Here is a 23,858-nt window from a genome sequence, read left to right as displayed (position 1 = left end):
ATGGTTATCGCATACGTCATGGTCAAAGCTCACACTGGTGAAGCGGACCGTCTCAAACGAGAGATCGAAGCCGTCGAAGGCGTCCTGAGCGCCCACATCGTCGCTGGCGACATCGACCTCATCGCGAAAGTCGAAGTCGACTCTCCAGCGGCAGTCAAAGACGTCGCCGCGACACACATCCAGGCGGTCGACGGCGTCGAAGACACCCAGACCTACATCGCGATGGACTAACAATCGCTCTGATTCTATAGCGGCGTCCCACCGCGCTCGCCGTCTGAACCGCCGGATTGGGCCTGCTGCAATAGCTTCGAGACCGGTGGCTGGTAGTCGTAGCCCGGCACGATCCCCTCGACGTAGGTTCCCTCGACGTACTCGACGAACGCCTTCGCGATAGCGGCCGCCTGCGCGGGCGTCCCGCTGGTGAACGCGTAGGTCACCACGACCTCCCCAACGCGTGTCTCGACGTCGAAGGTTTCGAGGTCGACCGACGCCCGGGTCGCCTTCGGTGCGTCTTCGAGCCGGCGCTCGAAGGTGTCCAGCCAGCCGGACTCGACCGCTGCCCCGACGTCGTCGGCGACAGCCGCGGCCAGCGTCGGCACTGTCACAGTCACGACGTAGCTGTGAGCCCACTCGGGCTCGGTTTCTTCGACCGTGACCTCGCCGTCGAATACGGTCGTCGTCACTGTCGCCGCATCGTCGGTAATCGTGTACGCGTCGTGGGATTCGAACGCCTCCCGGGCGTCCGACGGCAGTAGCTCACTCATCGCTCCGCTGTAAGCGTCTCCGCCTCAAAAGCACGTCGTGTCGATCACTCCGAGTCGTTCTCGGCGATGTGTAACTGGAGCGCCTGCCGGATGTGATAGTGCTTGGTCTGCTCGTCCGTGCAGTCGAGTGCCTGTTCGAGATGCTCGGATACCCCACGTCCTTCGGTCATACGCTTGCGTGTTTCAGCCTCCATCTGATCTCCCCCGGACGAAGTTCTGTCCGTGGTAGATCTACTCACTGACGTAGTAAAAGTCATTTTATACATCTGATTGTCACTTACGCGTTTGAAGGAAATTGTCGACGAATCGGACGCCTCGGCGGTGTCTCGTGAGTCGCGCTGCTCACGGCTCGCGTTGCTCGCCGTTCGCTTTCTTCGAGACGCTCACCCTGTTCGTGTCTCGCGATGCGAGGGAGGGGATCTCGAACTACGCGAAGACGGTCGTTCGCTTCGCTCACGCTGCGTCTTCTCCACTTCGAACCCATCCAGTCGATTTTCACGACTCTCACGTTCGTTCGAGTCGGAACATGCGAGGGATGGGTTTCGAACCACGGTCGCTCCCGCTCACTCGCTTCGCTCGTTCACCTCCCGCTCCCTGATTCGAATCCCCACAAGCGCACCCGTGGCTCACGGATTTGTTCGCCACGGAGTGCGAGGGAGGGGATTCGAACCCGATGCCAGACCTCACTGCGTTCGGTCTGCCGTGATTCGAATCCCGCTCGCATCGCTCCTCACGTCCGTTCGTCGCAGATGCGAGGGAGGGGATTCGAACCCCTGGACCCCTACGGGAGCGGGTCTTAAGCCCGCCGCCTTTGGCCTAGCTCAGCCACCCTCGCGCACCCCTCTCTCACAGTGGCAGCCGAAAAGCGGTTTCGAATCCCCTCGAAACTATGAATCTGTTTTTCTTATTATTATCTCCTCGAATAACAGGGATGTCTGATTATAATTCTTCCACTTATCACGCCTGAATATCTCCTTTATTTACCCTCCTTCCTATGAAACCGGTGGATAGCAGTTCGAAACCAGAATCGGCGACAGGTTTTTATCTTCTCTCTTTGAAGGTGTGTCCAGTATGTCGGGACCAAACGATAATGAAAAAACAGGAAGTACGCGCCGCAAGATGCTCTCCCTCCTCGGCGGAGGGGCCGCAGCCAGCCTCGCCGGGTGTTCAGCGTTCCTCGGCGGAGACGATGGTGGCAACGGAAACGGCAACGGCAACGGCAACGGCAACGGCAACGGTAACGGCAACGGTAACGGAAACGGCAACGGAAACGGCAACGGAAACGGTAACGGTAACGCCGACACCCCGTCCGGGTTGTCGCTGGACCCGACGATCTACGCCGACAAAGCCCAGGACGCCTGGGAGACAGTAGAGAACAACCCCGCCCCCGACGCCCAGGAGACGCGCAACCAGGCGTTCGTAGATATCGAGGAGGCGGCACGGGACAGCGCGATCATGCTGAACTTCATGCACGACATCGGCGAGCGGTTCTGGTATGATCACGTCGAAGTCCCGAAGTATGGGGCCCTCGGGCCGTCCTATCAGCAGCACAATAGCACGCAGCTGACCGACGACAGTACGGAACTGAACCTGATCAACAGCACGCACAACTACATCGACCCCATCGAGTCCGACGACGAAGCCTCGTCGAACGTGATCACCCAGATTTACGAACCGCTGGTCAACTACCCCGATGGGGTCGCAGAAGTCAACAACAAGCTCGTCGAGAGCGTCGACATCTCCGACGACGGGTTGACCTACACGTTCAACCTCAAACAGGGCGTGCCGTTCCACGGCGGCGAAGAACTGACGGCAGGCGACGTCGTCTACTCCTGGCGGCGCGTCGTCGAGTCGGGCAACAGCGTCCGTGCGAACTTCATGCTCTCCAGCGCGACAGGCGTCGGCGCGGTCCACGAGACCGACGACGAGGGCAACGTCGTGCCGGACTCGCTGGGCGTGACGGCCGTCGACGACTACACCGTGGAACTGGAGATCACGACCGCGAACCCGTCGGTGCTTGACGTGCTCACCTACACGGCGTTCTCGATCGTCCCCGAGGGAATCGTCGGCGACATCGACGGCTACGAAGGCGAGGTGTCCCACGACGAATTCCGGCAGAACATGGGCAACGGGACCGGCCCGTTCCAGTTCGACTACTTCACGCTCGACGAAGAACTCCGCGTCACGACGTTCGACGACTACCACGGCGAGACCGCGAGTATCGATTCGCTCCACTGGGCGATCATCGAGGGGACCGAGCCGACCTACACCTACGCGATCGAGGAGAACGCCGATATCTTCGGCCTGCCGACCCAGTACTACGATCCGGACAAAGTCAGCGTCTCGGAGACGGACGACCGCGGTCGCGATGTTGGGACGTACGGCGAACTGGAGAACGGCGAGACGGTCAACTACCTCGGCGTCCCGGAACTGGTCACTCGCTACCTGGCGTTCAACGCACGGAGCGTCCCGATCGAGGTCCGCCGGGCGTGTGCGTTCGTGCTGAACCAGGAGCAGATCGTCAACGAACTGTTCTCGGGACGCGGGGTCCCGGCGTACAGCTTCACGCCGCGTGGTATCTGGCCCACGGGACAGGACGGCTACGAGGAGTTCGCCGACGAGTATCCGTTCAGCCCCAACGAGAACGATCTCGAAAGCGCCCAGGCGGTGCTGGAGATGAGCGACTACTCCTCGGACAACCCGTTCAGCATGACGGCGACGACCTACGACAGCCAGACATACATGGACGCAGTCGGGTACCTGCGTGACTCCCTCGCGGGCAACGGCGTCGAAATCCAAGTTGACCCGGCAGGGTTCGCCATCCTTCAGGAACGTGGGTACAACGGGAACCTGGAGATGTACACCCTCGGCTGGGGCTGGAGCTGGCAGAGCGTCGCCTACGGCCACTTCGGCTTCGAGCCGAAGAACACCGACACCTCCGGGATGCCTGAAGAAAACAACGGGTACTACCTCGACTGGCAGGTCGAACTCTCGGAAAACTACGAAGAATAACGCCGTAACCACCTCGCTCTCCGTTTCGAGTGAGACAGATTTTACTTGGAGGCTCTCAGATGATACGTATGCACGGTACGCCGTGGTATAGACAATCGGCGGGTGAGATCGTATGAGCCGCTGGAGGTACTTCTTCAAGCGCCTCCTGCTCTCGGTCCCTATTCTGTTCTCGGTGATGACATTTCTGTTCGTCATGCTCCGGATGGGGCCGTTGAATCCGGTCGCAGCGAGATTGGGTCAAAACGCGAACCCGGCGGACGTCGCGAGGCTGGAGGAGGAACTCGGTCTCAACGATCCGTTGTGGGATCAGTACGTCGAATACGTGGGCGACCTGCTCACGTTCTCGGGCGAATCCTGGGTCGTCCGCGCGGGCCAGCCCATCCCGGAAGCGATCACGTCGGTCGCGCCCGTGACGATGTGGCTCGGGTTCTGGGCGATCATGCTCCCGCTGTTCGTCGGGATCCCGCTGGGATTTTACGCCGGTCTCAACCCGAACACGCTGGGCGATTACGTCGCGTCGGTCAGTGGCATCGTCTGGCTGTCGATGCCGAACTTCTGGTTGTGCATCATGGCGCTTGCGGTCCTCCGACGAGCCGATAGCGGTCTGTTCAACTGGTATACGCTCGGGCCGGACACCCAGTCGATCATCGGGAATCCGCAGTTGACGTTCGACTCGCTATGGGTCGTCGCCGCCGACATCAAACTGATCTTACCGGGGGCGTTGATCCTCGGCTCGGCGGCCATGGCGTCCGAACTCAGGATCGGCCGGACGGCAATTTTGGAGACGGCAAACGCCAACTACGTCGAGACGGCCAAGGCCAAGGGACTGAAAGGCCGCACGATCGTCTGGAAGCACATCTTCCGGAACGCCCTGATCCCGCTGATCCCGATCATCAGCAACGAGGCGTTCATCCTGATCGGTGGCTCGGTCATCGTCGAGAGTATCTTCAATCTCAACGGGATCGGGCGACTGTACTTCGATTCGCTGACCCAGGGTGACCTGCCGCTGGCGGCCGCGCTGGTGTTCCTGTTCGCACTGCTCATCATCTTCCTGAACCTCGTGCAGGACCTCCTGTATACGATCGTCGACCCACGAGTCAGTACCCAACAATGAGTAACTCTCTCAGCTCTGATCCGGACGGCGAGGTTGCATCGGACGCCGAAGCAGAGATGCGCTCGCTTCGCGCACGAGTGCGAGCGAACCCGGCTCCAGCCCTCGTCTGGGTGGTCGGCGCGCTCGTGCTCGTCGCGCTGGAGTTCGGTCGCATTCTCGACGGCGTGTTGAAACTCGGCGTCGGCCTGAACTTCCTGTTCGACGGCATCACGACGATACCACGCTGGATCGAAGGAAACGTCGCAGGCTTCTTCAGCGGCGAGACGCTCAGTCTGGTCGCTGGTTCGCTGGCTCACGACCTCGTGGGACTGCTACTGTTGTACCTCGTCGCGTTTTTCCTGCGGGATTACTCCCCGATAGGACTCGACGACCTCTTCGAGCACGATCTGAGTCGGCGGGCACAACTATACGCCGAGCGGTTCATCCTGACGGGCGTGCTGGCGGTGCTGGCAGCGGTGTTGCTGTACACGCCCGTCGGCGGCATCGTCGATCAGGAGGTCGGTGCCTGGGTGAGCGTCGTCGGTGCACTCTCTGACCTCCCGACGATGACCAGCCGGGAGGTGATTCCGAATCTGGGCCACCAGACGCAATCCGGCGGCTGGGACGGCACGTTCCTGGGCCTCGAACCGAAGTGGGCCTGGGCGATCCGGTTCGCACTCGTCTGGATCTACGCCTTCGCTTGTTTCGTCTGGGCCTGGAAAGGCTACAACGTCTACCGGAACCACTATCGTGAACTCGACTGGACGCCCCGTGACGACACAGTCCGTCGGTTCCGAAACCACTACTGGGGACTGTTCGGCCTGTTCGTCGTCTTCGGGTTCGTCGTCCTCGCCCTGTTCGCACCTGCGGTGAGCCCAGTCGGTGCACAGGAGCACATCTACGAACCGAACAACCACGAGTTCCAACACTTCGACGAGGAGAGCGGCGAAGTTGTCACTGTGAAGCACTTCGAAGCGAACCTGTTCAGCCAATCCGACAACGAACAGACCATCGGACCCTGGAGTTACGACAACTACGATCGGTGGATGCCTCTCGGGACGACACCGAGTGGCCAGAGTATGCTCACGCATCTCGCCTTCGGTGCACGGACGTCACTGGTAATCGCGCTGTCGGCCGTCGGGATCGGCGTCGCTGTCGCGGTCACGCTGTCGCTGTTGACAGCCTACTACAAGGGGCTGATAGACGTGGTCGTCATCTTCCTCAGTGACACCATCATCTCGATTCCAGCACTCGTGCTCGTGATGTTGATCCTGGTCGTCTTCCAGGACTCCGGGCACTGGCTCGCAGAACCGATGGACGGCGGGCTGTTGCTGGCGATAGTTCTCGGGTTCGCATACTGGCCCGGGATGTGGCGATCGATACGTGGGCCGTCCTTACAGGTCGCGGAAGAAGAGTGGGTCGACGCCGCCAAGACGTACGGACAGACACCTCGAAACATCATGCGCAAACACATGGCACCCTACATCATGAGTTACATTATGATCTACGCGTCGCTCCTGCTCGGCGGTATCATCATCACCGTCGCAGCACTGTCGTTCCTGGGGCTCGGCATCGCTCAGCCGACGCCAGAATGGGGGCGATTGATCAACGAAGGGCGGTCGTTCATCGGGGGCGACTCTGTGCACATCTCGACGATTTCGGGCATCATGATCGCGCTCGTCGTATTGGGTTTCAACGCTCTCGGAGACGGAATCCGAGACGCCGTCGACCCCGAAGCCGACATCGGTGACGGAGCTACTGCCGGAGGAGGTGGTGGCTGATGTCGATGGAAGCCCCCGAGACGTCTCCCGAGTCCGAGGAGGTCCCGATCCTCGACGTGCGGAACCTCCAGACGACGTTCTTCACGGAGAAAGAGACGATTCGGGCCGTCGACGGTGTCAGCTTCGACATCTTCCCCGGCGAGACGGTCGGGATCGTCGGCGAGAGTGGGTCCGGAAAGAGCGTCACTGCGCGGTCGCTGATGGGCCTGGTCGACTCGCCGGGGCGGATTATCCAGGGTAGCAGCATCCGATTCCAGCACCTCGAGGCCGTCCGGGACTACGCCGCGACGTTCCCGAAGCGGACCGTCGATCTCGGCCGTCTCGAACAGCAGTACGATCCCGCCGAGCTGTGCGAACGCGGGGGGCTCTCTCCGCGCGAGTTCGATCGCGACACCCGCCGGGAAGTCACGATCGCGGACATCGTCGCTGCGGGCTACGGCGAGCAGTTCGACCTCGTCGACGACAACGACTGCGTGTTCGTCACCGGCGGTGATCCCGACGATCCCGAGACCATCACAGAGGGATTCGTCGAGGTCACGAGACTCACTGGCGAGGCCCAGCGACAGATGCGCGGCGACCGCGTCGCGATGGTGTTTCAGGATCCGCTGACGAGCCTCAATCCCGTCTACACGGTCGGCAACCAGATCAAGGAGGCGCTCACCCTCCACCAGGGGATCAGCGGCAAGGAAGCGACCAGGGCCGCGGCGAACCTGCTCGAAGACGTCGGGATTCCCGACGCGCGCCGCCGTGTCAAGGAGTATCCCCACCAGTTCTCCGGCGGGATGCGCCAGCGCGCGGTCATCGCGATGGCGCTGGCCTGCGATCCGGAGGTCTTGATCTGTGACGAGCCGACGACGGCGCTCGACGTGACGATCCAGGCCCAGATTCTGGATCTCCTCGCGGAGCTGCAAGAAGAGCGGGATCTGGCGATCATGTTCATCACCCACGACATGGGCGTCATCGCCGACGTCTCCGATTACGTGAACGTGATGTACGCGGGCGAGATCGTCGAACGGGCCGGTGTCGAGACGCTGTTCGAGGATCCGAAACACCCCTACACGCAGGGCCTACTGGAGTCGATCCCGGGCCAACATCCCGGCGAGCGCCTCCGAACGATCGAGGGAAGCGTCCCGACGCCCAACGAGCAGGCGACGAGCTGTCGGTTCGCCCCGCGCTGTCCGAAGGCCTTCGACGACTGCACGGAGGTCCACCCGGTTCGGGTACCGGTCGACGACGCCGGCGACGGCGAACACAGCGCTGCCTGCCTCCTCTACCCCGAGGATCTCACCGAGGGCGCAGCAGTCAGGAGACACGTCGAGCTACAGGACGGAGGTGACGACGAATGAGCCAGCACGCAATCGAAGAGGCCGAACAGTCAGACTCGGACACGATGGTCGAGGTCCGTGATCTCAAGACCTACTACGAGGAGGGCGGCATCTTCGGCGGCCGGCCGGTGAAAGCCGTCGACGGCGTCAATTTCGACATCAAACGCGGCGAGACGCTCGGACTGGTCGGCGAGTCGGGCTGTGGGAAGACGACGCTCGGTCGGACACTCCTCCAGCTCGAAGACGCGACCGCTGGGACGATCCGCTTCGACGGCAGGGACGTGACTACCCTGAGCGGGGACGACCTCTACCAGTGGCGGCGCAACGCCCAGATGGTCTTTCAGGATCCCGATTCGAGCCTCAACGATCGGATGACGATCGGCGAGATCATCCGCGAACCGCTGGACGTCCACGACTGGAAGACGCCGCGCGAACGCCGGCAGAAAGTCCGTGATCTGCTGGACACCGTCGGCCTCGACCGCGAACACTACTTCCGGTATCCCCACCAGTTCTCCGGTGGCCAACGCCAGCGGATCGGGATCGCCCGGACGCTCGCACTCAACCCCGAATTCATCGTGCTCGACGAACCCGTCTCGGCCCTGGACGTCTCCGTCCAGGCCGAGATCATCAACCTCCTCGAAGATCTCCAGAACGAGTTCGACCTCACGTACCTGTTCATCGCCCACGACCTCTCGGTCGTCAGGCACATCTGCGATCGCGTGGCGGTGATGTATCTCGGACACATCATGGAGATCGGGCCGACCGAAGAGCTGTTCGAAGATCCCGCCAATCCGTATACGCAGGCGTTGCTGTCGGCGATTCCCGAACCGGATCCGAAGAGTGACAAGGAACGATTCACGCTGCGTGGGACGCCGCCGAATCCGCGGTATCCGCCCGCAGGGTGTCCGTTCAGCACGCGGTGTCCGGCTCGGATCCGTCCCCCGGAGTACGAAGACGAGAGCGAGGAGTTCTGGGAGGGGATCAACACACTTCGGGAGGTCATGCGCGAGCGCGAGCGCGCGGAGCGCTCGGTCCGCGAGCGGATCGGCGAGGCGCTCGGTCGCGAGACGCGGTTCCGCAACATCGAAGACGCTTACCAGGAACTGTTCGACGGTGTCGACCTCTCGGCGGACGTTCAGGAGTTGCTGGATACCGTCGCGGAATTCGCTCGAAACAACCGCGAGGAAGACGCACTGGAGCTGCTCGACGACGAGTTCGGGAGCGTCTGTGAGGGTCACAGCGTCGACGCTGCGGAGGGCGAGGAACCGATCCTGCCCGACTATCATACGGTCAGCGAGTCGGGGCGAGAGAGCCTCTGTCATCGCCACGACGACGCGTATCGCGACGTCAGCTCGGTCCTCGAAAACCGACATCGATGAGCGCCCGTTCGACCGGCACGCGGGTTCGCCACGCGGCGCTGGTCGCCCTCGACACGGCCGCGTACGTGCTGAGCGTCGTCGTCGTGATGACGGTCACGTCGACCCTGCTGGCGATCGTTCTCGGCGGGGACTTCGTGCTCGTCAAGACGCTGTTGTTCGTGTCCGGGTGGCTGGTGATCGGCTACGCGACGGCCCGGATGTGGCCCAGTTCGCCCGACGACGTCGGACCTCCGACGAAGACAGGACGGAATCCGGGGCGCTTTCAGCAGTATGTCGATCGGATCTCACCGCTGCGCTGGCTCCGATCGGAACTTCGGCCGAACGAGCGGCTCACGCCCCCGACGAAGCTGTTCGTCAGTGGCGTCGGCGTCCTCGTGGCGTCGTTTCTCATGGAGATCGGTGGCGTCGTCGCCTGATCGGTCCACGACCAGCGACAAAAGTTATCCATCCGCATCTCCCAACTGGGCATATGGAGGACAAGCCGGAGTATATCGAACGCGTCACCGAGAACGCCGGCCTGCACAATCAGGCCTGGCAGCGGACGCTCGATGACATGGAGTCGATCGCCGAGACACGTCGCGAGGAGGGCTGGGAGGCGGCGACCTTCCAGACGATCCAGACCGCGCCGGTCAGCCGTGCCGACAACGACAACCCCGATCGGTTCGGCATCTCGACGGTCCTCCCGGACAACCACGCCGAGGAGTTTCGCGAACTCTACGAGGAACACGACCTCGACCAGTATCAGGTGTACAGCAGCGAGGTCGAGGGGTACCTGTATCTCGTCATCGAGGTGCTCGACCTCGACTCGAAGACGAGCGTCTTGCTGGCACTCCGCTACGATCTGACGATCGGGCGCGGGATGTTCAAATCGGTCTACGAGGAGGACACGATCTTCACGTACGTTCGCACGATCGACGGGACCGAAATCGCCGTCTTCGAGCACCAAGAGTACCGGCCGTTGCTTCCCGAACAGGCCCGGCCGCCGGAGGGCGCTCGCCCTTCGGAGAACCCCGACGAGTAGTTACCACTCGACCGAGACCGTTCCGTCGCCGTGGGGGTCGGGAGCGATCTCCTCGCCCGTGCGCCGATCGATGACGTGAATCACGCCCCGGTCTTTCTTGGCTGGGCAGACCTCCGCCGCGCGGACGTTGTGGTCGAGGTCCGATTCGTCGATGAAGTAGGTCTCGGGCACGGCCAGTCCCGTCTCGATATCCAGCGACCAGTTCGGGGAGACCGAGGCGCACTTGCCCGCGCCGATGCACTTGTTGGCCTCGAACAGCACCTTGTAGGGTTTCTCGCCGATCGGCGGGGCGTCTGCCTCGCCGACGTCGGCCGGATCGATCGGGTCGTCCGCGTCGCTCATAGTCTCACTCGGAGTGGGGTCCTCTTCGGGGTGTCGGTCACGGCGAATATGCGACCACGGGCGACCCGGGATTGCGATCCAAGTCTTCAAGCGTCCGCCGACGGATCGACCGCTATGGCACAGCTCTCGTGGCACCCGTACGACGGCGGTCCCGACAGTACTGTTGCGGGCGACGTTCGCGTCTCCGACTCCCTCGATGTCCCGTATCTCGATCTCGAACGCGAACTGCTGGCGTATCTTCCGCCGAGGTACGCCGAAAGCGACCGAGACTATCCGGTCGTCTACATGCACGACGGACAGAACGTCTTCGACGAGGCGACCAGCAACGACGGCGAGTGGGAGGTCGACGAGACGATGCAGCGACTCGCCCCGGATCTCGAAGCGATCGTGATCGCGATCCCGAACGCCGGGGAGCATCGGACCATCGAGTATTCGCCGTTCTTCGACGCCTCGGCGCTTCCCGAAGAGGAACGCGACCGCTACGGCGGGGTCGACTCGTGTGGGGAGGCATACGCCGAGTGGCTGGTCGAGACGGTCGTCCCGCTGGTCGAAGACAGCTTCCGAGTGAGCGAGGATCGGAGCGACCGCGGCGTCTTCGGTTCGTCCATGGGCGGGCTGATGAGCCTCTACTCGCTGTTTCGCGACCCCGATGTCTTCGGGTTCGCGGGCGCGATGAGCCCGGCTGCCGGCGGTCCCTGGGCGGGAATCTTCGACTACATCGAGTCGACCGGGTACGTCGACGCCAGGCTCTACGTCGACGTCGGCGGCGACGAATTCCCCGACAACCCCGAGCGATCCGAACGGTTCGAAGCCGGTGCAGCGCGCCTCGTGGCGCTCCTCGAAGACATCGGCTACGACGAGCAGTTGCGATACGTTCACGAACCCGGTGCGATCCATCACGAGGACGCGTGGGGGCGGCGCTTCCCCGAGGCGATCAGGTTCTTGCTCGGGTAGGGCAACGGATTGTTTTACATTAGCGGCGGGAAAATCGCCAGTCGATGGAGGGGATCCTCTGGCAGCTGCTCGCGAGTTCCCGGGGGGCGGACACGCGCGTCCGCATTCTGCGGGCGATCGACGAGCGGCCGCGAAACCCCAATCAGCTGGCAGAGGCCCTCGAAATGGACTACACGACGATCACCCATCACCTGCGCGTGCTCGAAGAGAACAACGTCGTCACGGCCTCCTCGGACGATTACGGGGCGGTCTACCTGCCGACCGAGCAGGTGCGCACACACTGGGAGACCGTCGAGGAAATCTTCGACACCGTCTCGGAGGCGTAGTTATGGGAGGAATTTTGGAAAGCACCTTTACTCGCGAACGAACAAGGAGGAATCGATGGGCGTCTGGATGACCGTCGCGCAGGCCGCGGCCGTCGCGAACCTCCTGTTGCTGGGCGCGCTCGGCTGGGTCTGGGTCGGCAACTATCGCAGCCACGGCGCGAGTCACACGCTCGCGTATCTCGTCTTCGCCACGTTCCTGTTCGTCGAGAACATCGTCTGGCTGTACCTCTATCTGCTCGACGACGCGTTCATCAGGTGGTACGAGATCACGACGCCGACGATCCAGCTGAGTATGGCCGCGCTCTGTGGTCTGGAGACAATCGCGTTGCTGGCGGTCGCGCGGATCACCTGGCGGTAGTCGCCCACTCGCTGCCGGCGCTGTCTCAGTCAGTAGTTCGTCCCGTTCCCGCCGTCCCGGCACGGGAGACTCCCGTCGTAGGAGACGTCGCCGACCAGCACGACCCCGCACATAGTGCTCTCGCCGTGGATCGTACAGTAGTACTCGTAGACGCCCGCGCTGTCGAAGGTTCGCGAGACCGACTCGCCACCCGAGAGTGACTCGCTGTAGTCCCAGCTTTCGGCCGAGTCGGAGTACTGGGCGCTGGTCACGTCGTGGCCGTAGCCGTCCTCGTTGACCCACTCGACGGTGCCGCCGACCGCGACGTGCGCCTCGATCGGGTCGAAGGTGCTGCTGGCCAGCGTAACCGTCAGTTCCGACGGCGGCTCGGTCGTGGTCGTCCCACCGCCGTCGGTCGTGGTCATTCCACCATCGTCGGTAGTGGTCATTCCGTTCCCATCCGTGGTGGTCATTCCGCCGTTGCCGTTGCCATTACCGCCACCATTTCCGTTGCCGTTGCCATTGCCGTTGCCATTTCCGTTTCCGCTGTCGTCGCCGCCACAGCCGGCGATCGCTGGACTCAGTGCGACGGCCGTTCCGGCCAGGAATTTTCGTCGTTGCATACCGCTGACTGGTGACTGTATCCCCAAATGCGTTGTCCAAAATTCGTCCTGATTCTACCGGTTGATCTCGACGGAGTCGATGGTGATCGGACTCGTCGGATGATCGTGCATGTCGGTGCTGGTCGATCCGATCTTCTCGACGACGTCCATGCCGTCGATCACTTCGCCGAAGACGGGGTGTTTGTCGTCGAGGTGGGGCTGGGCCGCGAGCGTGATGAAGAACTGCGAGCCGTTGGTGTTGGGGCCGCGGTTTGCCATCGAGAGGACGCCGGGGCCGTCGTGGCGCAGGTCCTCGTGGAACTCGTCGTCGAAGGTGTAGCCGGGGCCGCCCTTGCCGTTGCCCAGCGGGTCGCCGACCTGGACCATGAAGTCCTCGATGACGCGGTGGAACTCCACGCCCGCGTACAGGGAGTCGCCGCGGATCTCGCCGCTCTCGGGGTCTTCCCACGTGGTCGTCTCGACGCCGGGTTCGTCGTCGGCTGCCGGGTCGTGTTCGGCCAGATTGACGAAGTTTTCCACTGTGCGCGGGGCGCGCTCGTCGAACAGTCGAACTTCGATCGGACCTTCGGAGGTGTGCAGTGTCGCAGTCAGGTCACTCATGTGCTCCAGTGGACGGCCGGCGGGCATAACGGTGGCGGTGGGCTTTTCTCCCTCGGCTGGGGACTGCTCTGGTATGGCTGACGGTCGTGATCCCGAGGCGACCCTGGAGGAGTGGAAAGAAAGCATGCAGGCCGAGCACGCCGAGGCCATCGAGAACCCCGATCCCGAGGAAGCGCACGAGATCGAGGGTGTCGCACAGGTGAGTTATCGCGTGACGTTCGAATATGATGAAGAAAATGAGGTGCTGGTGCGTGACGAACGCGAGCAAGTGGACGAACTGAACGATCCTGAACTGCTCTCGTGTGCGTGTGGCGTGCGCGGGATGACTCACGAGGAGGCGCTGACGCATCTTCGAAACGCCCGCTAGGAACTGACACTACTAGTAGCGACAACTCCTCGAAAACCCTCACCACGCTCGCGGTCGCTGGGTGGGATACCCTCGCTCCACTCGGATAGTGCCCACCCAGCGACTCTCTTTCAGCGCGACTAGTGAGAGAGCAAAGCTCTCTCAGACCATTCGAGCGGGCGGCTGGCCCGCTCGAAGACGTGGTTCGCCCTTTCAGTCCTCCAGGGCAGCACCGCATTATCGTGTCCCCACTCCTCGCGGGTCGTTCCTCCCCGCTCGGACATCCGGAGGCGTTCCCTTCGGTCACGCCTCCCGCACCTCCCCGGTCGCGCGCAGTTCTGCGCGCGACACGCTTCCTGACTGCCCCGCGGTGGCCGGGAGGCCGTTTATCGGCCGACTCGGGGAAGGGCAGGCCTGCTTTGCGGGGTGGTGCTGTTGCGGTAGAAGCCTGGCGGATGAAAGGGCGAGACTCGCGTGGCGCTGAGCGAAGCGAAGAGAGTCACTGAGCGGCCCCTATCCGAACGGTGTGAGGATATGCCGCTCAGTGGCCGCCAGCGAGTTGAGGGCTTTCCCTGCTTGGTGACGTTGCTGTCTCCGAGTCCTAGCCGCGAGTCGAGGAGGTTCCAGAGTCGCCGTATCGAAGACTTGATCACGACGACGACAGTCTCTCACAATTCCAATGCAGCTCGTTCTCGATTACGGCGGCGTCATCGTCGAGCACGGCGACGAACGCGACCATGCGGACATTCTCGGCGTCGATCCCAACAGCGACCCGTACCCTGGCTGGATCGCCTACTTCGCGTTCCGTGATGGGTTCGTCCAGACTACCGACGGCTATCTCGACCTCCTGAAAACGCTCACTGGAGCCTCCCGCGACGCCTGTCGGGAGTATCTCGACCGGACGTGGCTCGATCCCGACGTTCCGGACGAACACGCCGACGTCATCCGGGACCTCGCCAGCGAGCACCGACTCGTCCTGTTCGGGAACATGGCGCGGCCGTGGATCGAGACGGTGCTCGAAGAACACGAAATCCTCGACTGCTTCGACGAGCTGGTCGTCTCCTCGGACATCCAGCGGCCAAAGCCACATCCGAAGGGCTACGTGGAGTGCCTTCCCGAGGATGACCGACCAGTCGCGTTCGTCAGCGACGAGTACAACGAGGATCTGCTGATGGGCGAGACGTTCGGAATGCGGTCGATCTGGGTCGAAACCGAGGAGGAGACGCCCTACCGCGAGCCCGATACTCGGATCGCGGACCTGACCGAGCTACCGGCCGTCCTCTGAGAGGCTCAGAAGGCCTGCAGATCCGCCAGCACGTCAGCGGCACGCCCATCCTCAAGCACACTCCGAGCCGTCTCCAGCCCATCGTCGAGCGACTCGACATCACCACGCGCGTAGATCCGCAACGCGGCGTTCAGCGCCACGGCGTCGGCGAACTGATCCGTCCGCTCGCCAGCCAGCACGGATTCGGTAATCTCGGCAGAATCCTCGGCCACGTCCTCGACAGCCAGTGCGTCCTCCTCGGTGAAGTCCATCCCGTACTGGGCCGTCTCGATGGTGTAGTCCTCCAGTCCGTCCGCAGACGTCCACTCGGCCACAGTCGTCGCGCCGGGACGGACGTCGTCGTAACCCTCCAGACCCTGGAAAAAGAGCACACGATCGAAGTCCTGCGTCTCGCAGGCCCCGAGCGTCTCGGTCATCCGCTTGGCGAACGCGAGGTGGTAGAAACTCCCGAGGTGGACCCGCGCCCCGGACGGGTTCGCCAGCGTTTCGATCGTGTTGACGAACGTGCGCACGCCCATCTGGTCGCGTCGGTCGAACAGTCCGTGGACGCCGGGATTGAAGTTCGGCTGGTAGTAGAAGCCGAATCCCACCTCGTCGACCATCGCGGCGCTCTCGTCGGGTTCGAGATCCGTCCGAACCCTCAACGAATCGAGGACGTGCTTGTAGGCGTCGTGTTTCTGGGTGGGGACCCGATCGCCGCTGTGGACGACGACGGGCGTGCCCGCTGCCGCAGCCACGACCCCCGCCGCGACGCCGAGCAGTGCCGTTCGATCTTTGCCGTCGTAGTTCGCGCCGCAGTCGACGGGGTCGGCTTCAGGTGCAGCGGTCTCGACGCTTTGCTCGCGCATGACGTCGACGAAAGCTGCCAGTTCCTCGGGGGTGTTTCGCTTCCAGCGGTTCGCCAGCCAGAACGCACCCAGAGTGGTATGATCCGGCTCGCCCGAGAGGATTCGAGCGAAGGCCTCGCGGGCCTGTTCACGACTCATGTCGTCGGCGGACTTGTGTCCCGAGCCGACGACCTCGGTCATGAGGCGCTTCAACGGCCATTTCTCGGTAGTATCGGTCATATCCGAACGTCCGGCCCCATACCCTAAAGAGGCCGTGTTCGCGGCGAATACTCCGTGTCAATACGGAACACGGAGTCGGGGAAGGAAGCCGGATTCGGTTCGGATTGCCGGAAGTCTTTTGCGTCTTGGGACGAGTATACTGTATGATTGGATGTCAGACAGTGACGTGCCGACGGTCCTCGTCGTCGACGACGAGCCGGACGTGACCGACGCGTACGCAGCACAGTTGCGAGAGCGCTATGCGGTGCGTACTGCCTACAGCGGACGGGAAGCCCTGGAGGTGATCGACGAGGGGATCGACGTCGTCTTGCTGGATCGTCGGATGCCGGGCGAGTCCGGCGACGAGGTCCTCGACAAGTTCCGTGAAGGCGGCGTCGATGCCCGGATCGCGATGGTGACTGCGGTCGATCCCGATTTCGACATCATCGAGATGCCGTTCGACGACTACCTGACCAAGCCCGTCTCTCGGGAGGACCTCTTTCGGACCGTCGAGCGGCTGCTCACGTGTGCGAAATACGAGGATCAATTTCAGGAGTTCTACTCGTTGACGAGCAAGATCGCGACCCTGCGGGCCAACAAGAGCGAGGCCGAGCTGGAAAACAGCGAGGAGTTCGAACACCTTCACGACGACCGCGAACGTGTCCGCGATCAACTGGACGAGACCATTGCGGAGTTCGACGACGAGGGGTTCGCGGCGATGTTCCGCGAGATGAATCCGCGGCCGTCCGCGCTGGACGAACTCGGGGAGTAACGACGCTTCCGAAAGCCCTAACCACGTTTCTTCCATAGGAGGGTTCGAATGAGCAAGCAGTTGCCGGACGTTCAGGCGAGCAGCCCGGACGTGACCGTGGGGTTGAACCGCGTCGGTGTCACCGGCGTCGAGAAGCTCGTCAAACTCGGTCGCGAGGACAAACGCCCCATCGTCCTGATGGCCGAGTTCGAAGTCTTCGTCGACCTGCCGTCCTGGCGCAAGGGCGCGGACATGAGCCGCAACATGGAGGTCATCGACGAGACGCTCGAAGCCGCCGTCGCCGACGAGGCCTATCACGTCGAAGAAGTCTGTGGCGAGGCCGCAGAACGCCTCCTCGACAAGCACGACTACACCAGCAAGGCCGAGGTGCGAATGGAAGCCGAGTACGTCACCCGTGAGGAGACGCCCGAGAGTCATCGACCCACCCAATCGACCGCCGACATCATCGCCTCGGCGACAGCGACCGAAGAGGGGACTCGCGAGGAGATCGGCGCTCGAGTCACGGGAATGACGGTCTGTCCCTGTAGCCAGGGGATGTCGGTCGCTCGCGCCAAGCAGACACTCGAAGACCTGAACGTCGAAGAAGACGTCATCAACGACTTCCTCGATGAAGTGCCCCAGCCGGGTCACTCCCAGCGCGGCCACGCCACGCTCACCGTCGAGACTGACGGTGATCCGCCCGTCGACCTCAACGAACTCATCGAGGTCGCCCGGGACTCGATGAGCGCCCGGATCTACAACCTCGCGAAACGACCGGACGAGGACCACATGACCTACGAGTCACACGCCGACGCGAAGTTCGTCGAGGACTGCGTCCGCGCGATGGCCGAGGGCGTCATCGAGACTTACCCTGATCTCCCCGAGGACGCCGTGATCCGAATGAAGCAATCCAACGACGAGTCGATCCACCAGCACAACGCCCACGCAGAACGGCTCGCGACGTTCGAAGATCTGAAGGGCGAGGTCAACGGCGACGCGCCCGCGGACGACTGATACTACAATCGCAGTTCTTTCGCGCCAGCCCACCGCTCGGCGAACTCGTCTTCGACCGTCGAGGCGAACTCGGGGTCCTTGAAGTCGATGACGGCGAAGGTCTCGCCCGCGCGGAGCGGGTGGGGGACCTCGATACAGACCTCGGTGTCGTCGATCAACTCGAAGGTCCCGATGACGTCCTCGCTGGTGCGCGTCTCGAAGTTCTCGTGTGGTTGCAGTGACTGCCGATAGCGCTCGCCGACGCTGCGGGGCAGGGCCTCGACCATGCTGGGTCGCATGAGCAGTGAGACGTCGACACCCCGGTCGAGGGCGTCTTCTAGCGCTTCGACCACGCGGTCGCCCAGTTCGTCCAGGTCGAACTGCTGGGAGAACTGCGAGACCACGACGACGATCCGATCGTCGGCGGCGGTCAACCGCTCGACGAGCAGGTCCGAGGTCTCTTCCGGGCCGACCGCGGCCGTCCAGAACGTCTCGCCGACCGGTTCGGCCGTCTCCAGGTCGTCGGCCAGCGTGTCGACGATCTCCTCGTACTGGCTGGCCTTCTCTTCGAGTTCACGTTTCTTGTCGTCCAACAATCGATCTAGCGCCGTCTCCGGCTCCACTGCGACGTACTTCTTCGGCCGGCTCGCGGTCTGACTCCGCACGAGGTTGTGCGTCTCCAGACTGTTGAGCACGTCGTAGATCCGCCCCATCGGGACGTCGCTGGCTCGGGACAACTCCTTGGCCGTTGTCGGCCCCGTCTCTAACAGGGATCGATACGCCCGCGTCTCGTACTCGGACAACCCCAGGTCTCGCAGACTCGCCATACTGGCGAAACACGTTCCACGTTTAAAAACACACCGGGAGTTTACACGTCCGTGAGCAGCGATTCCAACTCGGTCGGTGTCGTCGCCTCGCCGGCAGGCGATCCATCCGAAATGAGCGTCGCCGTCTCGCCACCGACACTCGGCACGACGGTCGTCTCGTGGTCGGCCAGTCGGAGCGCGGCGCGGTGGAGGTCGCTGCCCGCGTCGGGGCCGACGCGGACGACCTGTGGGTCGCGGACGCGGGCGACCACCGTCGCGTAGTGGGCGGCCTCGACGCCCATCCGTTCGGCCGCGCCCGCATAGGTCCCGACAGCGCGACGCGCAGCCTCTCGGTAGCGATCCTCGCCGGTCAACGCCGCCAGATCGAGCGCCGCGTCGGCGAACTCCACAGCCGAGTCCAGTGGGTAGAGCGGTCGGTCGAGCAGGCCAACGTCCTCGGGCGGGCCGTCCCGGAGCGGGCCGCCCTCGCCGAGGTTCTCGATAGTCCAGTCGGCGACCGCGTCGGCCGGCCCGCGCTCGCCCAGCACTTGCCCGGCCGTCGTCAGCCCCGTGAGTACGCGTGCCTGGTCGAGCAACGTGCCGCGCGGACTCCCCTCGTCGGGGTAGTGAGCGACCGCTCCCTCGTCGTCGACGAGTTCGAGGACGGACTCGAGCGCGCGCTCGGCGTAGCGTCGCGATCGCTCGTCCCCGACGTAGCCGTGGTAGGTCAGCAGTGCGTCGACGGCCAGGGCGTTGCGATCCGCGAGGACAGTCGGATCGACCGCGGGCGGGTCGGCCCCCTCGCGCTCGGTCGCTTCCATGCGGTAGTAGCTGTCGTCGCCGGCCTGGCTGGCCGCGAACGCGCCGCCCGCGGGTGCGTCGTCGGTCCACAGCGTCGTCGTCAGATACTCGGCGGTGCGCTCGGCGGCGTCGCGATAGGCCCCCTCGCCGGTGTAGCGATAGCCGTAGGCGAATGCTCGAACGAGCGCCGCATTGTCGTCGAGTAACTTCGCCCGGCGCGGGTTGGCCCAGTTGCGCTCGCTCGCGTAGCGATAGAACCCGCCGTCGTAGGTATCCAGCAGATGTGCCCGGATCGCCTCCAGCGTCCGCGTGGCTTGCTCACGAGCGCGGACGAGCGCGAATTCGACTGTCCGAGGAAGGGGAAACTTCACGTCGCTTCCCCAGCCGCCGAACTCCTCGTCGTAGGCCGCGAGCAGCTGTTCGATCATGTGTTCTTCCACTCTCGGAGTCAGCTCGCCTCCCGGCTGCTCCCGATCCCGGAGCGCTCGCGGGATCGACCCGCCGGACTCCCCGCGGGCGTCCCACGTCTCCCGGACGGTGTCGAGGATTCCGCGGAAGCCGTCGACCCCCAGGAAGGTCGCGCCAGTCAGGACCTTGCCTTCCGGGGTCAGGAACACCGTCGAGGGAAAGCCCCCCATCGTGTAGCGGTCCCGGACCCGGGGATTTCGGTCGGCGTTAACCCGGACCGGAACGAATCCGTCGTTGATGTTGGCCGCGATTCGCGGCTCCGAATAGGTCGTGCGGTCCATCTCGGCACATTCGGGCGACCACGGAACCGCCAGCGAGAGCAAGATCGGCTTGCCGGCGCGCTCGGCGGCCGCGAAGGCGTCGGGGCCCCACTCGCGCCACTCGACTTTCGTGTCCTCGTCCATGCCCCCGACTCGGTGGCGCGCCGAAAAGAGTCTTGCACTCCTGGGCGACTATTTCCATGTTCCACCCCCGGACACACTCGAAAAGGTTGATACATCACGGACTGGTAGGTGAGGGTAATGCTCCGGCTGATCGCGGTCCTGCTGCTCATCCCGCTGCTGGACATGCTGCTGTTGCTGGGGGTGGCGAGTATCATCGGCGGACTGGAGACGGTACTCATCGTCGTCCTCACGGGATTGATCGGGATGCTCCTCGTTCGAGCCGAAGGGCGACACACGATCCGGAAGATCCAGCGCAAACTCGCCCAGGGGGAGCCGCCGACCGACGAGCTGATCGACGGCGCGCTCCTGATTGCGGCGGGCGCGTTCCTCCTGACCCCGGGGATCGTGACGGACGTCCTCGGGTTCCTGCTCGTGGTCCCGTTCACGCGGTATCCGATTCGCCTCGCGATCAAGAAATGGGTCGTCACGCCCTACGTCGACGCCAAGACCGGCGGCTTCGCCACTGGTAAGGTCTACACCGGCGGTTTCCCCGGTAACGTCGACGTCAACGTCGAAGGTCAGGTGTTCACCGGGCAGAACCAGCCCGGCCAGCATCAGGCCGGACAGCAGGATCAAAAGCCCTACGACGACGATACGGTCGACGTCGACGACGACGCGTACGACGTCGACTCCGACGACGACTCGCGCTGATCGCCGTCCCCTTCGAGAACTTCTTCGCGACACTCCAGCAACGTCTGTAGATGGTCGGCCCCCTCGACTGTCAGCAGCGTCGCGTTCGGCAGGCGCGTTTCGAGTCGCCGGGCGCCCTCTATCGGGACGTTCTCGTCGCGGTCGCCGTGCCACAGCCGCACCGACGGCTCGACCGTCTCCAGATCGACGGGCCACGTCGTCCCGACCGCCTGGAGTTCACGGATCGTCCCCGCTCGCGTCTCGGCCATCGCCTCACGAAACTCCGCAGCGACGGTTTCGACGACGCTCTCCCGGACGTCTTCGGGATCAGTGTACTGGCTGGCAATGATCGCAGGTCGGCGGCGAGCGAGCCAGGACTGGCCCCGGAGCAGCCAGCCGAGCACCCGCGGCGTTCGCCGAGCCATCCCCGAGAGCAGTCGCATCTGCCGTGGCGGCTCCTCGACGAGCGACGGCGCGACCGCCCCCGAGACGACGTCTACTGACCGCACCGTGTCGGGCCGCGCCGCAGCCAGCGCCAGCGCGTACGGCGCGCCGCCGGAGAAACCGAGCACGCCGACCCGCGAGCACCCGAGTGAATCGAGAACCGGATCGACGAGGTCGGGAACGTCGGCAGGCCCGAACCCGGGAACGGATTCCGTCCGGCCGAAGCCTGGGCGGTCGATCGCCACCACACGAACATCCTGCTCGCGAGCCTGCGTGTCGAGCAGGCGACCGAACAGCCGCGACCCAGGCGTTCCGTGGAACGCGAGCAACGGCGCTCCCGACGCCGATCCGAACGTCGCGTACGCGACCGTTCGCCCCTCCGGCGTCTGTACTGTCCGCGTCGCCGCGCGCTCGTCGCTACTCTTCTGACGGGTCGTCTCGACTGCCATCGCTGCTCCGTAGCGACGCGATCGGGGAGAGCGTGTCCCCGGACTCGTCCGGCCATTTAAATAGTGGCCGAGCGAACGGCGGCCGTGCGCCGAGTCACGTTCGCGGTGACCTATCCGGCCGAGCGAGCCCATCCGATACATCGCAAAATTCTGAAGGGCTCAGTCGTAACGCGGATGGAGTTGCTGGGCTGGGGACCGACGGCGTCGGTGACGTCGCTGGTCTGGTACGACGCCGCGCGCCCGGTCGTCGAAGAGTTGCTCGAATCGGTCGACATCGTCGAGACGGCCCATCTCGTCGAGGGCGACGGCGGGACCTACGCGTTCACTATCCAGGAGCGGTTCGGGCTCGACGCCGCAGTGCTGGAACTGATCGGGCAGGCGCGGGTGGCCTTTCTGCCACCTGTGGTCTTCGAGGCCAGCGGTGTGGCCCGCTTCGAGGCCGTCGGCGAACAGGCTGCCTTGAGCGAGTTCCACGACGCTCTCGTCGACGAACTCATCGTCGAGATCGAGCACGTCCGTCCCTTCGAGCAGCGGCCCGCCACTGCTGGGCTGACCGACCGCCAGCGAGCCGCGCTGGAGGCCGCGGTCGACGTCGGCTACTACGAAATTCCTCGGGCCGGGAGCGTCGACGACGTGGCCGCCCGCCTGGGGTGTGCGAGCAGTACAGCCGGGGAACTGCTCCGGCGGGCCGAGCAGACGCTGGTTACCAGCGCCGTCGAGACGGATGGGCCACAGTGACACGGGAGCCGTCCCCGGGACGGGAGCCGAAAAGTAACGCTTAAACATACCTGCCCGGTACGTGAAGTTGCGCTCGCCTGGGCCAATAGCTCAGTCAGGTTGAGCGCTCGGCTGATAACCGGGAGGTCACCGGTTCAAATCCGGTTTGGCCCACTGTCGAGAATTTGACAGGTCGAAAATCCTCCCCGGCCACTTCATCTCTGATCCACGTTCCGGAGACGCATCGATCGATTGGCGCGGTTGCTCGCGTCTGGTTCCGACACTTCCGAGTTGCCGCACGCCACCCGGATTTTTGTCGGTGCCAGCAGAACAGCGCCGATACATGATCGAGCGGCTCTTTATTTCGGGGTTCGGCGCGGTCTTCGTCGTCGTTGGACTCCTGCTGGTAAACAAGGGGCGCACCCAGCGCGCCCAGAGCAAGCGTATCGCCGAGACCGAGACGACACCGATCCGCGAAATCAGGCCCGGAACGGTCGAGATCAAGGGTGTTTCTCGGTCGATCGAGGGAGAGTCGCTCCTGAACTCGCCGATCACCCGGACCGAGTCGCTGGCGACCTACGTCGAGGTCGAGGAGTACGAGAGCAGCGGCGATGGCGGCGGGAGCTGGAACACCAAATACGCGGATACGACGGCGGTCCCGTTTCTCGTCGACGACGGCACCGGCGAGGTTCAGGTCGAACTCGCTTCTGACGGACATCTGAACGTCGAGACGACACAGACGAAGGTCGGGGCCGGGGACGAACCACCGGAGATGATCACGCGGTTTCTCGACAGGGAAGGCGCGATCGACCACGCCTCCCGGGGGAGTATCGGCCCGCTGAGTTACGGCGACCGCCGGCGCTACTCCGAGGGGGTCATCGAGCCCGGCGAGGAGATCTACGTGCTCGGGACGGCCCGCGAGGAGCGGGCTGGCTGGGGCGAACGCGACTACGTGATCGACGAACCCACCCAGTCCGGAGATTTCATCCTCTCGGACAAGTCCGAGCGCGAACTCATCAGTGAGGGCAAGCGAGCAGGGCTCGTCTACTTTGCTTTCGGCGGGATCTCTACCCTCGTCGGACTCGCCGTCGCGGTCGGACCCTGGGTGGCCGGCTGACCGCC

27 protein-coding genes and 2 tRNA genes are annotated in these 23,858 nt (G+C 63.8%); 19 read left to right on the top strand and 10 right to left on the bottom strand.

Annotated elements, in window-relative coordinates:
- Entirely contained in the window at window positions 1–231 is a 231-nt protein-coding gene (locus DV733_RS03720) for an Lrp/AsnC family transcriptional regulator (protein WP_049993849.1), read from the top strand.
- Window positions 232–245: 14 nt separating this feature from the next.
- On the opposite strand, the gene DV733_RS03715 is transcribed toward DV733_RS03720, so the two are convergent.
- From DV733_RS03715 to DV733_RS03710, 3 genes are all read right to left on the bottom strand, one after another.
- A complete protein-coding gene (locus DV733_RS03715; RefSeq protein ID WP_049993848.1) occupies window positions 246–764 on the bottom strand; it encodes a DUF5813 family protein in 519 nt (172 codons plus the stop codon).
- Window positions 765–808: 44 nt separating this feature from the next.
- A complete protein-coding gene (locus DV733_RS17030) occupies window positions 809–958 on the bottom strand; it encodes a hypothetical protein (RefSeq protein ID WP_154019524.1) in 150 nt (49 codons plus the stop codon).
- Between the two features lie 556 nt (window positions 959–1,514).
- Window positions 1,515–1,599: transfer RNA gene (locus DV733_RS03710), tRNA-Leu, on the bottom strand.
- Between the two features lie 236 nt (window positions 1,600–1,835).
- Between DV733_RS03710 and DV733_RS03705 the strand changes: the two genes are divergently transcribed.
- The 7 genes from DV733_RS03705 (at window position 1,836) to DV733_RS03675 (ending at window position 10,375) form a co-directional block, all read left to right on the top strand.
- Entirely contained in the window at window positions 1,836–3,776 is a 1,941-nt protein-coding gene (locus DV733_RS03705; RefSeq protein WP_202594276.1) for an ABC transporter substrate-binding protein, read from the top strand.
- Between the two features lie 112 nt (window positions 3,777–3,888).
- Window positions 3,889–4,890 (top strand): ABC transporter permease, encoded by a 1,002-nt coding sequence (locus DV733_RS03700; protein WP_049993846.1) that lies wholly within the window; start codon window positions 3,889–3,891, stop codon window positions 4,888–4,890.
- Window positions 4,887–6,650, top strand: a complete 1,764-nt coding sequence (locus DV733_RS03695; protein WP_049993845.1) for an ABC transporter permease — start codon at window positions 4,887–4,889, stop codon at window positions 6,648–6,650. The genes DV733_RS03700 and DV733_RS03695 overlap by 4 nt, the downstream gene beginning before the upstream one ends.
- Entirely contained in the window at window positions 6,650–7,996 is a 1,347-nt protein-coding gene (locus DV733_RS03690; protein ID WP_049993844.1) for an ABC transporter ATP-binding protein, read from the top strand. The genes DV733_RS03695 and DV733_RS03690 overlap by 1 nt, the downstream gene beginning before the upstream one ends.
- Window positions 7,993–9,354, top strand: a complete 1,362-nt coding sequence (locus DV733_RS03685; RefSeq protein ID WP_049993843.1) for an ABC transporter ATP-binding protein — start codon at window positions 7,993–7,995, stop codon at window positions 9,352–9,354. Before DV733_RS03690 ends, DV733_RS03685 begins: the two co-directional genes overlap by 4 nt.
- Window positions 9,351–9,770 (top strand): DUF7555 family protein, encoded by a 420-nt coding sequence (locus DV733_RS03680; RefSeq protein ID WP_049993842.1) that lies wholly within the window; start codon window positions 9,351–9,353, stop codon window positions 9,768–9,770. Before DV733_RS03685 ends, DV733_RS03680 begins: the two co-directional genes overlap by 4 nt.
- A 53-nt stretch (window positions 9,771–9,823) precedes the next feature.
- A complete protein-coding gene (locus tag DV733_RS03675) occupies window positions 9,824–10,375 on the top strand; it encodes a DUF7529 family protein (protein ID WP_049993841.1) in 552 nt (183 codons plus the stop codon).
- Here DV733_RS03675 and DV733_RS03670 read toward each other — a convergent pair whose 3' ends face one another.
- A complete protein-coding gene (locus tag DV733_RS03670) occupies window positions 10,376–10,717 on the bottom strand; it encodes a hypothetical protein (RefSeq protein WP_049993840.1) in 342 nt (113 codons plus the stop codon).
- A gap of 114 nt (window positions 10,718–10,831) precedes the next feature.
- Between DV733_RS03670 and DV733_RS03665 the strand changes: the two genes are divergently transcribed.
- The 3 genes from DV733_RS03665 to DV733_RS03655 are packed head-to-tail and all read left to right on the top strand — an operon-like array spanning window position 10,832 to window position 12,355.
- The gene (locus DV733_RS03665) at window positions 10,832–11,671 is read left to right on the top strand and encodes an alpha/beta hydrolase (RefSeq protein ID WP_049993839.1); all 840 of its coding nucleotides are present in this window, start codon (window positions 10,832–10,834) and stop codon (window positions 11,669–11,671) included.
- Window positions 11,672–11,715: 44 nt separating this feature from the next.
- Complete coding sequence (locus tag DV733_RS03660) at window positions 11,716–11,997, top strand: winged helix-turn-helix domain-containing protein (RefSeq protein WP_049993838.1); 282 nt, start codon at window positions 11,716–11,718, stop codon at window positions 11,995–11,997.
- Between the two features lie 55 nt (window positions 11,998–12,052).
- Window positions 12,053–12,355, top strand: a complete 303-nt coding sequence (locus tag DV733_RS03655; RefSeq protein ID WP_049993837.1) for a hypothetical protein — start codon at window positions 12,053–12,055, stop codon at window positions 12,353–12,355.
- A 29-nt stretch (window positions 12,356–12,384) separates the two neighbouring features.
- Here DV733_RS03655 and DV733_RS03650 read toward each other — a convergent pair whose 3' ends face one another.
- Together DV733_RS03650 and DV733_RS03645 are read right to left on the bottom strand one after the other, a co-directional pair.
- Entirely contained in the window at window positions 12,385–12,957 is a 573-nt protein-coding gene (locus DV733_RS03650) for a cupredoxin domain-containing protein (RefSeq protein ID WP_049993836.1), read from the bottom strand.
- 54 nt (window positions 12,958–13,011) lie between these two features.
- A complete protein-coding gene (locus tag DV733_RS03645; protein ID WP_049993835.1) occupies window positions 13,012–13,557 on the bottom strand; it encodes a peptidylprolyl isomerase in 546 nt (181 codons plus the stop codon).
- 73 nt (window positions 13,558–13,630) lie between these two features.
- Between DV733_RS03645 and DV733_RS03640 the strand changes: the two genes are divergently transcribed.
- Together DV733_RS03640 and DV733_RS03635 are read left to right on the top strand one after the other, a co-directional pair.
- Window positions 13,631–13,924, top strand: coding sequence for a hypothetical protein (locus tag DV733_RS03640; RefSeq protein ID WP_049993834.1), 294 nt, complete (start codon window positions 13,631–13,633; stop codon window positions 13,922–13,924).
- A gap of 658 nt (window positions 13,925–14,582) precedes the next feature.
- Window positions 14,583–15,188, top strand: a complete 606-nt coding sequence (locus DV733_RS03635; RefSeq protein WP_049993833.1) for an HAD family hydrolase — start codon at window positions 14,583–14,585, stop codon at window positions 15,186–15,188.
- 5 nt (window positions 15,189–15,193) lie between these two features.
- Here the strand turns inward: DV733_RS03635 and DV733_RS03630 are convergent, their stop codons facing one another.
- Entirely contained in the window at window positions 15,194–16,255 is a 1,062-nt protein-coding gene (locus DV733_RS03630) for an anthranilate phosphoribosyltransferase (RefSeq protein WP_049993832.1), read from the bottom strand.
- A 151-nt stretch (window positions 16,256–16,406) separates the two neighbouring features.
- Here DV733_RS03630 and DV733_RS03625 point away from each other — a divergent pair, with 151 nt between their 5' ends.
- Together DV733_RS03625 and mptA are read left to right on the top strand one after the other, a co-directional pair.
- Window positions 16,407–17,006 carry a HalX domain-containing protein gene (locus tag DV733_RS03625; protein ID WP_049993831.1) on the top strand — a complete coding sequence of 200 codons (600 nt, stop codon included), beginning with the start codon at window positions 16,407–16,409 and terminating at the stop codon, window positions 17,004–17,006.
- 48 nt (window positions 17,007–17,054) lie between these two features.
- Complete coding sequence (mptA, locus tag DV733_RS03620) at window positions 17,055–17,999, top strand: GTP cyclohydrolase MptA (protein ID WP_049993830.1); 945 nt, start codon at window positions 17,055–17,057, stop codon at window positions 17,997–17,999.
- Window positions 18,000–18,001: 2 nt separating this feature from the next.
- Here the strand turns inward: mptA and DV733_RS03615 are convergent, their stop codons facing one another.
- Window positions 18,002–18,805, bottom strand: a complete 804-nt coding sequence (locus tag DV733_RS03615; protein WP_049993829.1) for a TrmB family transcriptional regulator — start codon at window positions 18,803–18,805, stop codon at window positions 18,002–18,004.
- 41 nt (window positions 18,806–18,846) lie between these two features.
- Window positions 18,847–20,457, bottom strand: coding sequence for a DUF255 domain-containing protein (locus tag DV733_RS03610; RefSeq protein WP_049993828.1), 1,611 nt, complete (start codon window positions 20,455–20,457; stop codon window positions 18,847–18,849).
- A 117-nt stretch (window positions 20,458–20,574) separates the two neighbouring features.
- On the opposite strand from DV733_RS03610, the gene DV733_RS03605 reads away from it, so the two are divergent.
- Window positions 20,575–21,147, top strand: coding sequence for an FxsA family protein (locus DV733_RS03605; protein ID WP_049993827.1), 573 nt, complete (start codon window positions 20,575–20,577; stop codon window positions 21,145–21,147).
- On the opposite strand, the gene DV733_RS03600 is transcribed toward DV733_RS03605, so the two are convergent.
- Window positions 21,078–22,019, bottom strand: coding sequence for an alpha/beta fold hydrolase (locus tag DV733_RS03600; protein WP_049993826.1), 942 nt, complete (start codon window positions 22,017–22,019; stop codon window positions 21,078–21,080). The two genes, DV733_RS03605 and DV733_RS03600, sit on opposite strands and share 70 nt — an antisense overlap.
- Window positions 22,020–22,103: 84 nt before the next feature.
- On the opposite strand from DV733_RS03600, the gene DV733_RS03595 reads away from it, so the two are divergent.
- From DV733_RS03595 to DV733_RS03585, 3 genes are all read left to right on the top strand, one after another.
- A complete protein-coding gene (locus tag DV733_RS03595) occupies window positions 22,104–22,757 on the top strand; it encodes a helix-turn-helix domain-containing protein (RefSeq protein WP_049994317.1) in 654 nt (217 codons plus the stop codon).
- A 79-nt stretch (window positions 22,758–22,836) separates the two neighbouring features.
- Window positions 22,837–22,910 (top strand) — tRNA-Ile (locus DV733_RS03590).
- 169 nt (window positions 22,911–23,079) lie between these two features.
- Complete coding sequence (locus tag DV733_RS03585) at window positions 23,080–23,853, top strand: GIDE domain-containing protein (RefSeq protein ID WP_049993825.1); 774 nt, start codon at window positions 23,080–23,082, stop codon at window positions 23,851–23,853.
- The last annotated feature ends 5 nt before the right edge of the window (window positions 23,854–23,858 follow it).

The sequence above is a fragment of the Halapricum salinum genome (assembly GCF_004799665.1).
GTDB classification, from domain to species: domain Archaea; phylum Halobacteriota; class Halobacteria; order Halobacteriales; family Haloarculaceae; genus Halapricum; species Halapricum salinum.
This window is presented reverse-complemented; position numbering and strand designations above follow the sequence as displayed.

Excerpts from the sequence above, each read along its gene's own strand:
- DV733_RS03705 (WP_202594276.1), top strand. The coding sequence starts at position 1,836 with ATGTCGGGACCAAACGATAATGAAAAAACAGGAAGTACGCGCCGCAAG.
- DV733_RS03700 (WP_049993846.1), top strand. The coding sequence starts at position 3,889 with ATGAGCCGCTGGAGGTACTTCTTCAAGCGCCTCCTGCTCTCGGTCCCT.
- DV733_RS03605 (WP_049993827.1), top strand. The coding sequence starts at position 20,575 with ATGCTCCGGCTGATCGCGGTCCTGCTGCTCATCCCGCTGCTGGACATG.
- DV733_RS03715 (WP_049993848.1), bottom strand. The coding sequence starts at position 764 with ATGAGTGAGCTACTGCCGTCGGACGCCCGGGAGGCGTTCGAATCCCAC.
- DV733_RS03645 (WP_049993835.1), bottom strand. The coding sequence starts at position 13,557 with ATGAGTGACCTGACTGCGACACTGCACACCTCCGAAGGTCCGATCGAA.
- DV733_RS03630 (WP_049993832.1), bottom strand. The coding sequence starts at position 16,255 with ATGACCGATACTACCGAGAAATGGCCGTTGAAGCGCCTCATGACCGAG.
- DV733_RS03585 (WP_049993825.1), top strand. The coding sequence starts at position 23,080 with ATGATCGAGCGGCTCTTTATTTCGGGGTTCGGCGCGGTCTTCGTCGTC.
- DV733_RS03660 (WP_049993838.1), top strand. The coding sequence starts at position 11,716 with ATGGAGGGGATCCTCTGGCAGCTGCTCGCGAGTTCCCGGGGGGCGGAC.
- DV733_RS03610 (WP_049993828.1), bottom strand. The coding sequence starts at position 20,457 with ATGGACGAGGACACGAAAGTCGAGTGGCGCGAGTGGGGCCCCGACGCC.
- mptA (WP_049993830.1), top strand. The coding sequence starts at position 17,055 with ATGAGCAAGCAGTTGCCGGACGTTCAGGCGAGCAGCCCGGACGTGACC.
- DV733_RS03650 (WP_049993836.1), bottom strand. The coding sequence starts at position 12,957 with ATGCAACGACGAAAATTCCTGGCCGGAACGGCCGTCGCACTGAGTCCA.
- DV733_RS03625 (WP_049993831.1), top strand. The coding sequence starts at position 16,407 with ATGTCAGACAGTGACGTGCCGACGGTCCTCGTCGTCGACGACGAGCCG.
- DV733_RS03675 (WP_049993841.1), top strand. The coding sequence starts at position 9,824 with ATGGAGGACAAGCCGGAGTATATCGAACGCGTCACCGAGAACGCCGGC.
- DV733_RS03670 (WP_049993840.1), bottom strand. The coding sequence starts at position 10,717 with ATGAGCGACGCGGACGACCCGATCGATCCGGCCGACGTCGGCGAGGCA.
- DV733_RS17030 (WP_154019524.1), bottom strand. The coding sequence starts at position 958 with ATGGAGGCTGAAACACGCAAGCGTATGACCGAAGGACGTGGGGTATCC.
- DV733_RS03680 (WP_049993842.1), top strand. The coding sequence starts at position 9,351 with ATGAGCGCCCGTTCGACCGGCACGCGGGTTCGCCACGCGGCGCTGGTC.
- DV733_RS03695 (WP_049993845.1), top strand. The coding sequence starts at position 4,887 with ATGAGTAACTCTCTCAGCTCTGATCCGGACGGCGAGGTTGCATCGGAC.
- DV733_RS03635 (WP_049993833.1), top strand. The coding sequence starts at position 14,583 with ATGCAGCTCGTTCTCGATTACGGCGGCGTCATCGTCGAGCACGGCGAC.
- DV733_RS03665 (WP_049993839.1), top strand. The coding sequence starts at position 10,832 with ATGGCACAGCTCTCGTGGCACCCGTACGACGGCGGTCCCGACAGTACT.
- DV733_RS03640 (WP_049993834.1), top strand. The coding sequence starts at position 13,631 with ATGGCTGACGGTCGTGATCCCGAGGCGACCCTGGAGGAGTGGAAAGAA.
- DV733_RS03685 (WP_049993843.1), top strand. The coding sequence starts at position 7,993 with ATGAGCCAGCACGCAATCGAAGAGGCCGAACAGTCAGACTCGGACACG.
- DV733_RS03720 (WP_049993849.1), top strand. The coding sequence starts at position 1 with ATGGTTATCGCATACGTCATGGTCAAAGCTCACACTGGTGAAGCGGAC.
- DV733_RS03690 (WP_049993844.1), top strand. The coding sequence starts at position 6,650 with ATGTCGATGGAAGCCCCCGAGACGTCTCCCGAGTCCGAGGAGGTCCCG.
- DV733_RS03655 (WP_049993837.1), top strand. The coding sequence starts at position 12,053 with ATGGGCGTCTGGATGACCGTCGCGCAGGCCGCGGCCGTCGCGAACCTC.
- DV733_RS03615 (WP_049993829.1), bottom strand. The coding sequence starts at position 18,805 with ATGGCGAGTCTGCGAGACCTGGGGTTGTCCGAGTACGAGACGCGGGCG.
- DV733_RS03600 (WP_049993826.1), bottom strand. The coding sequence starts at position 22,019 with ATGGCAGTCGAGACGACCCGTCAGAAGAGTAGCGACGAGCGCGCGGCG.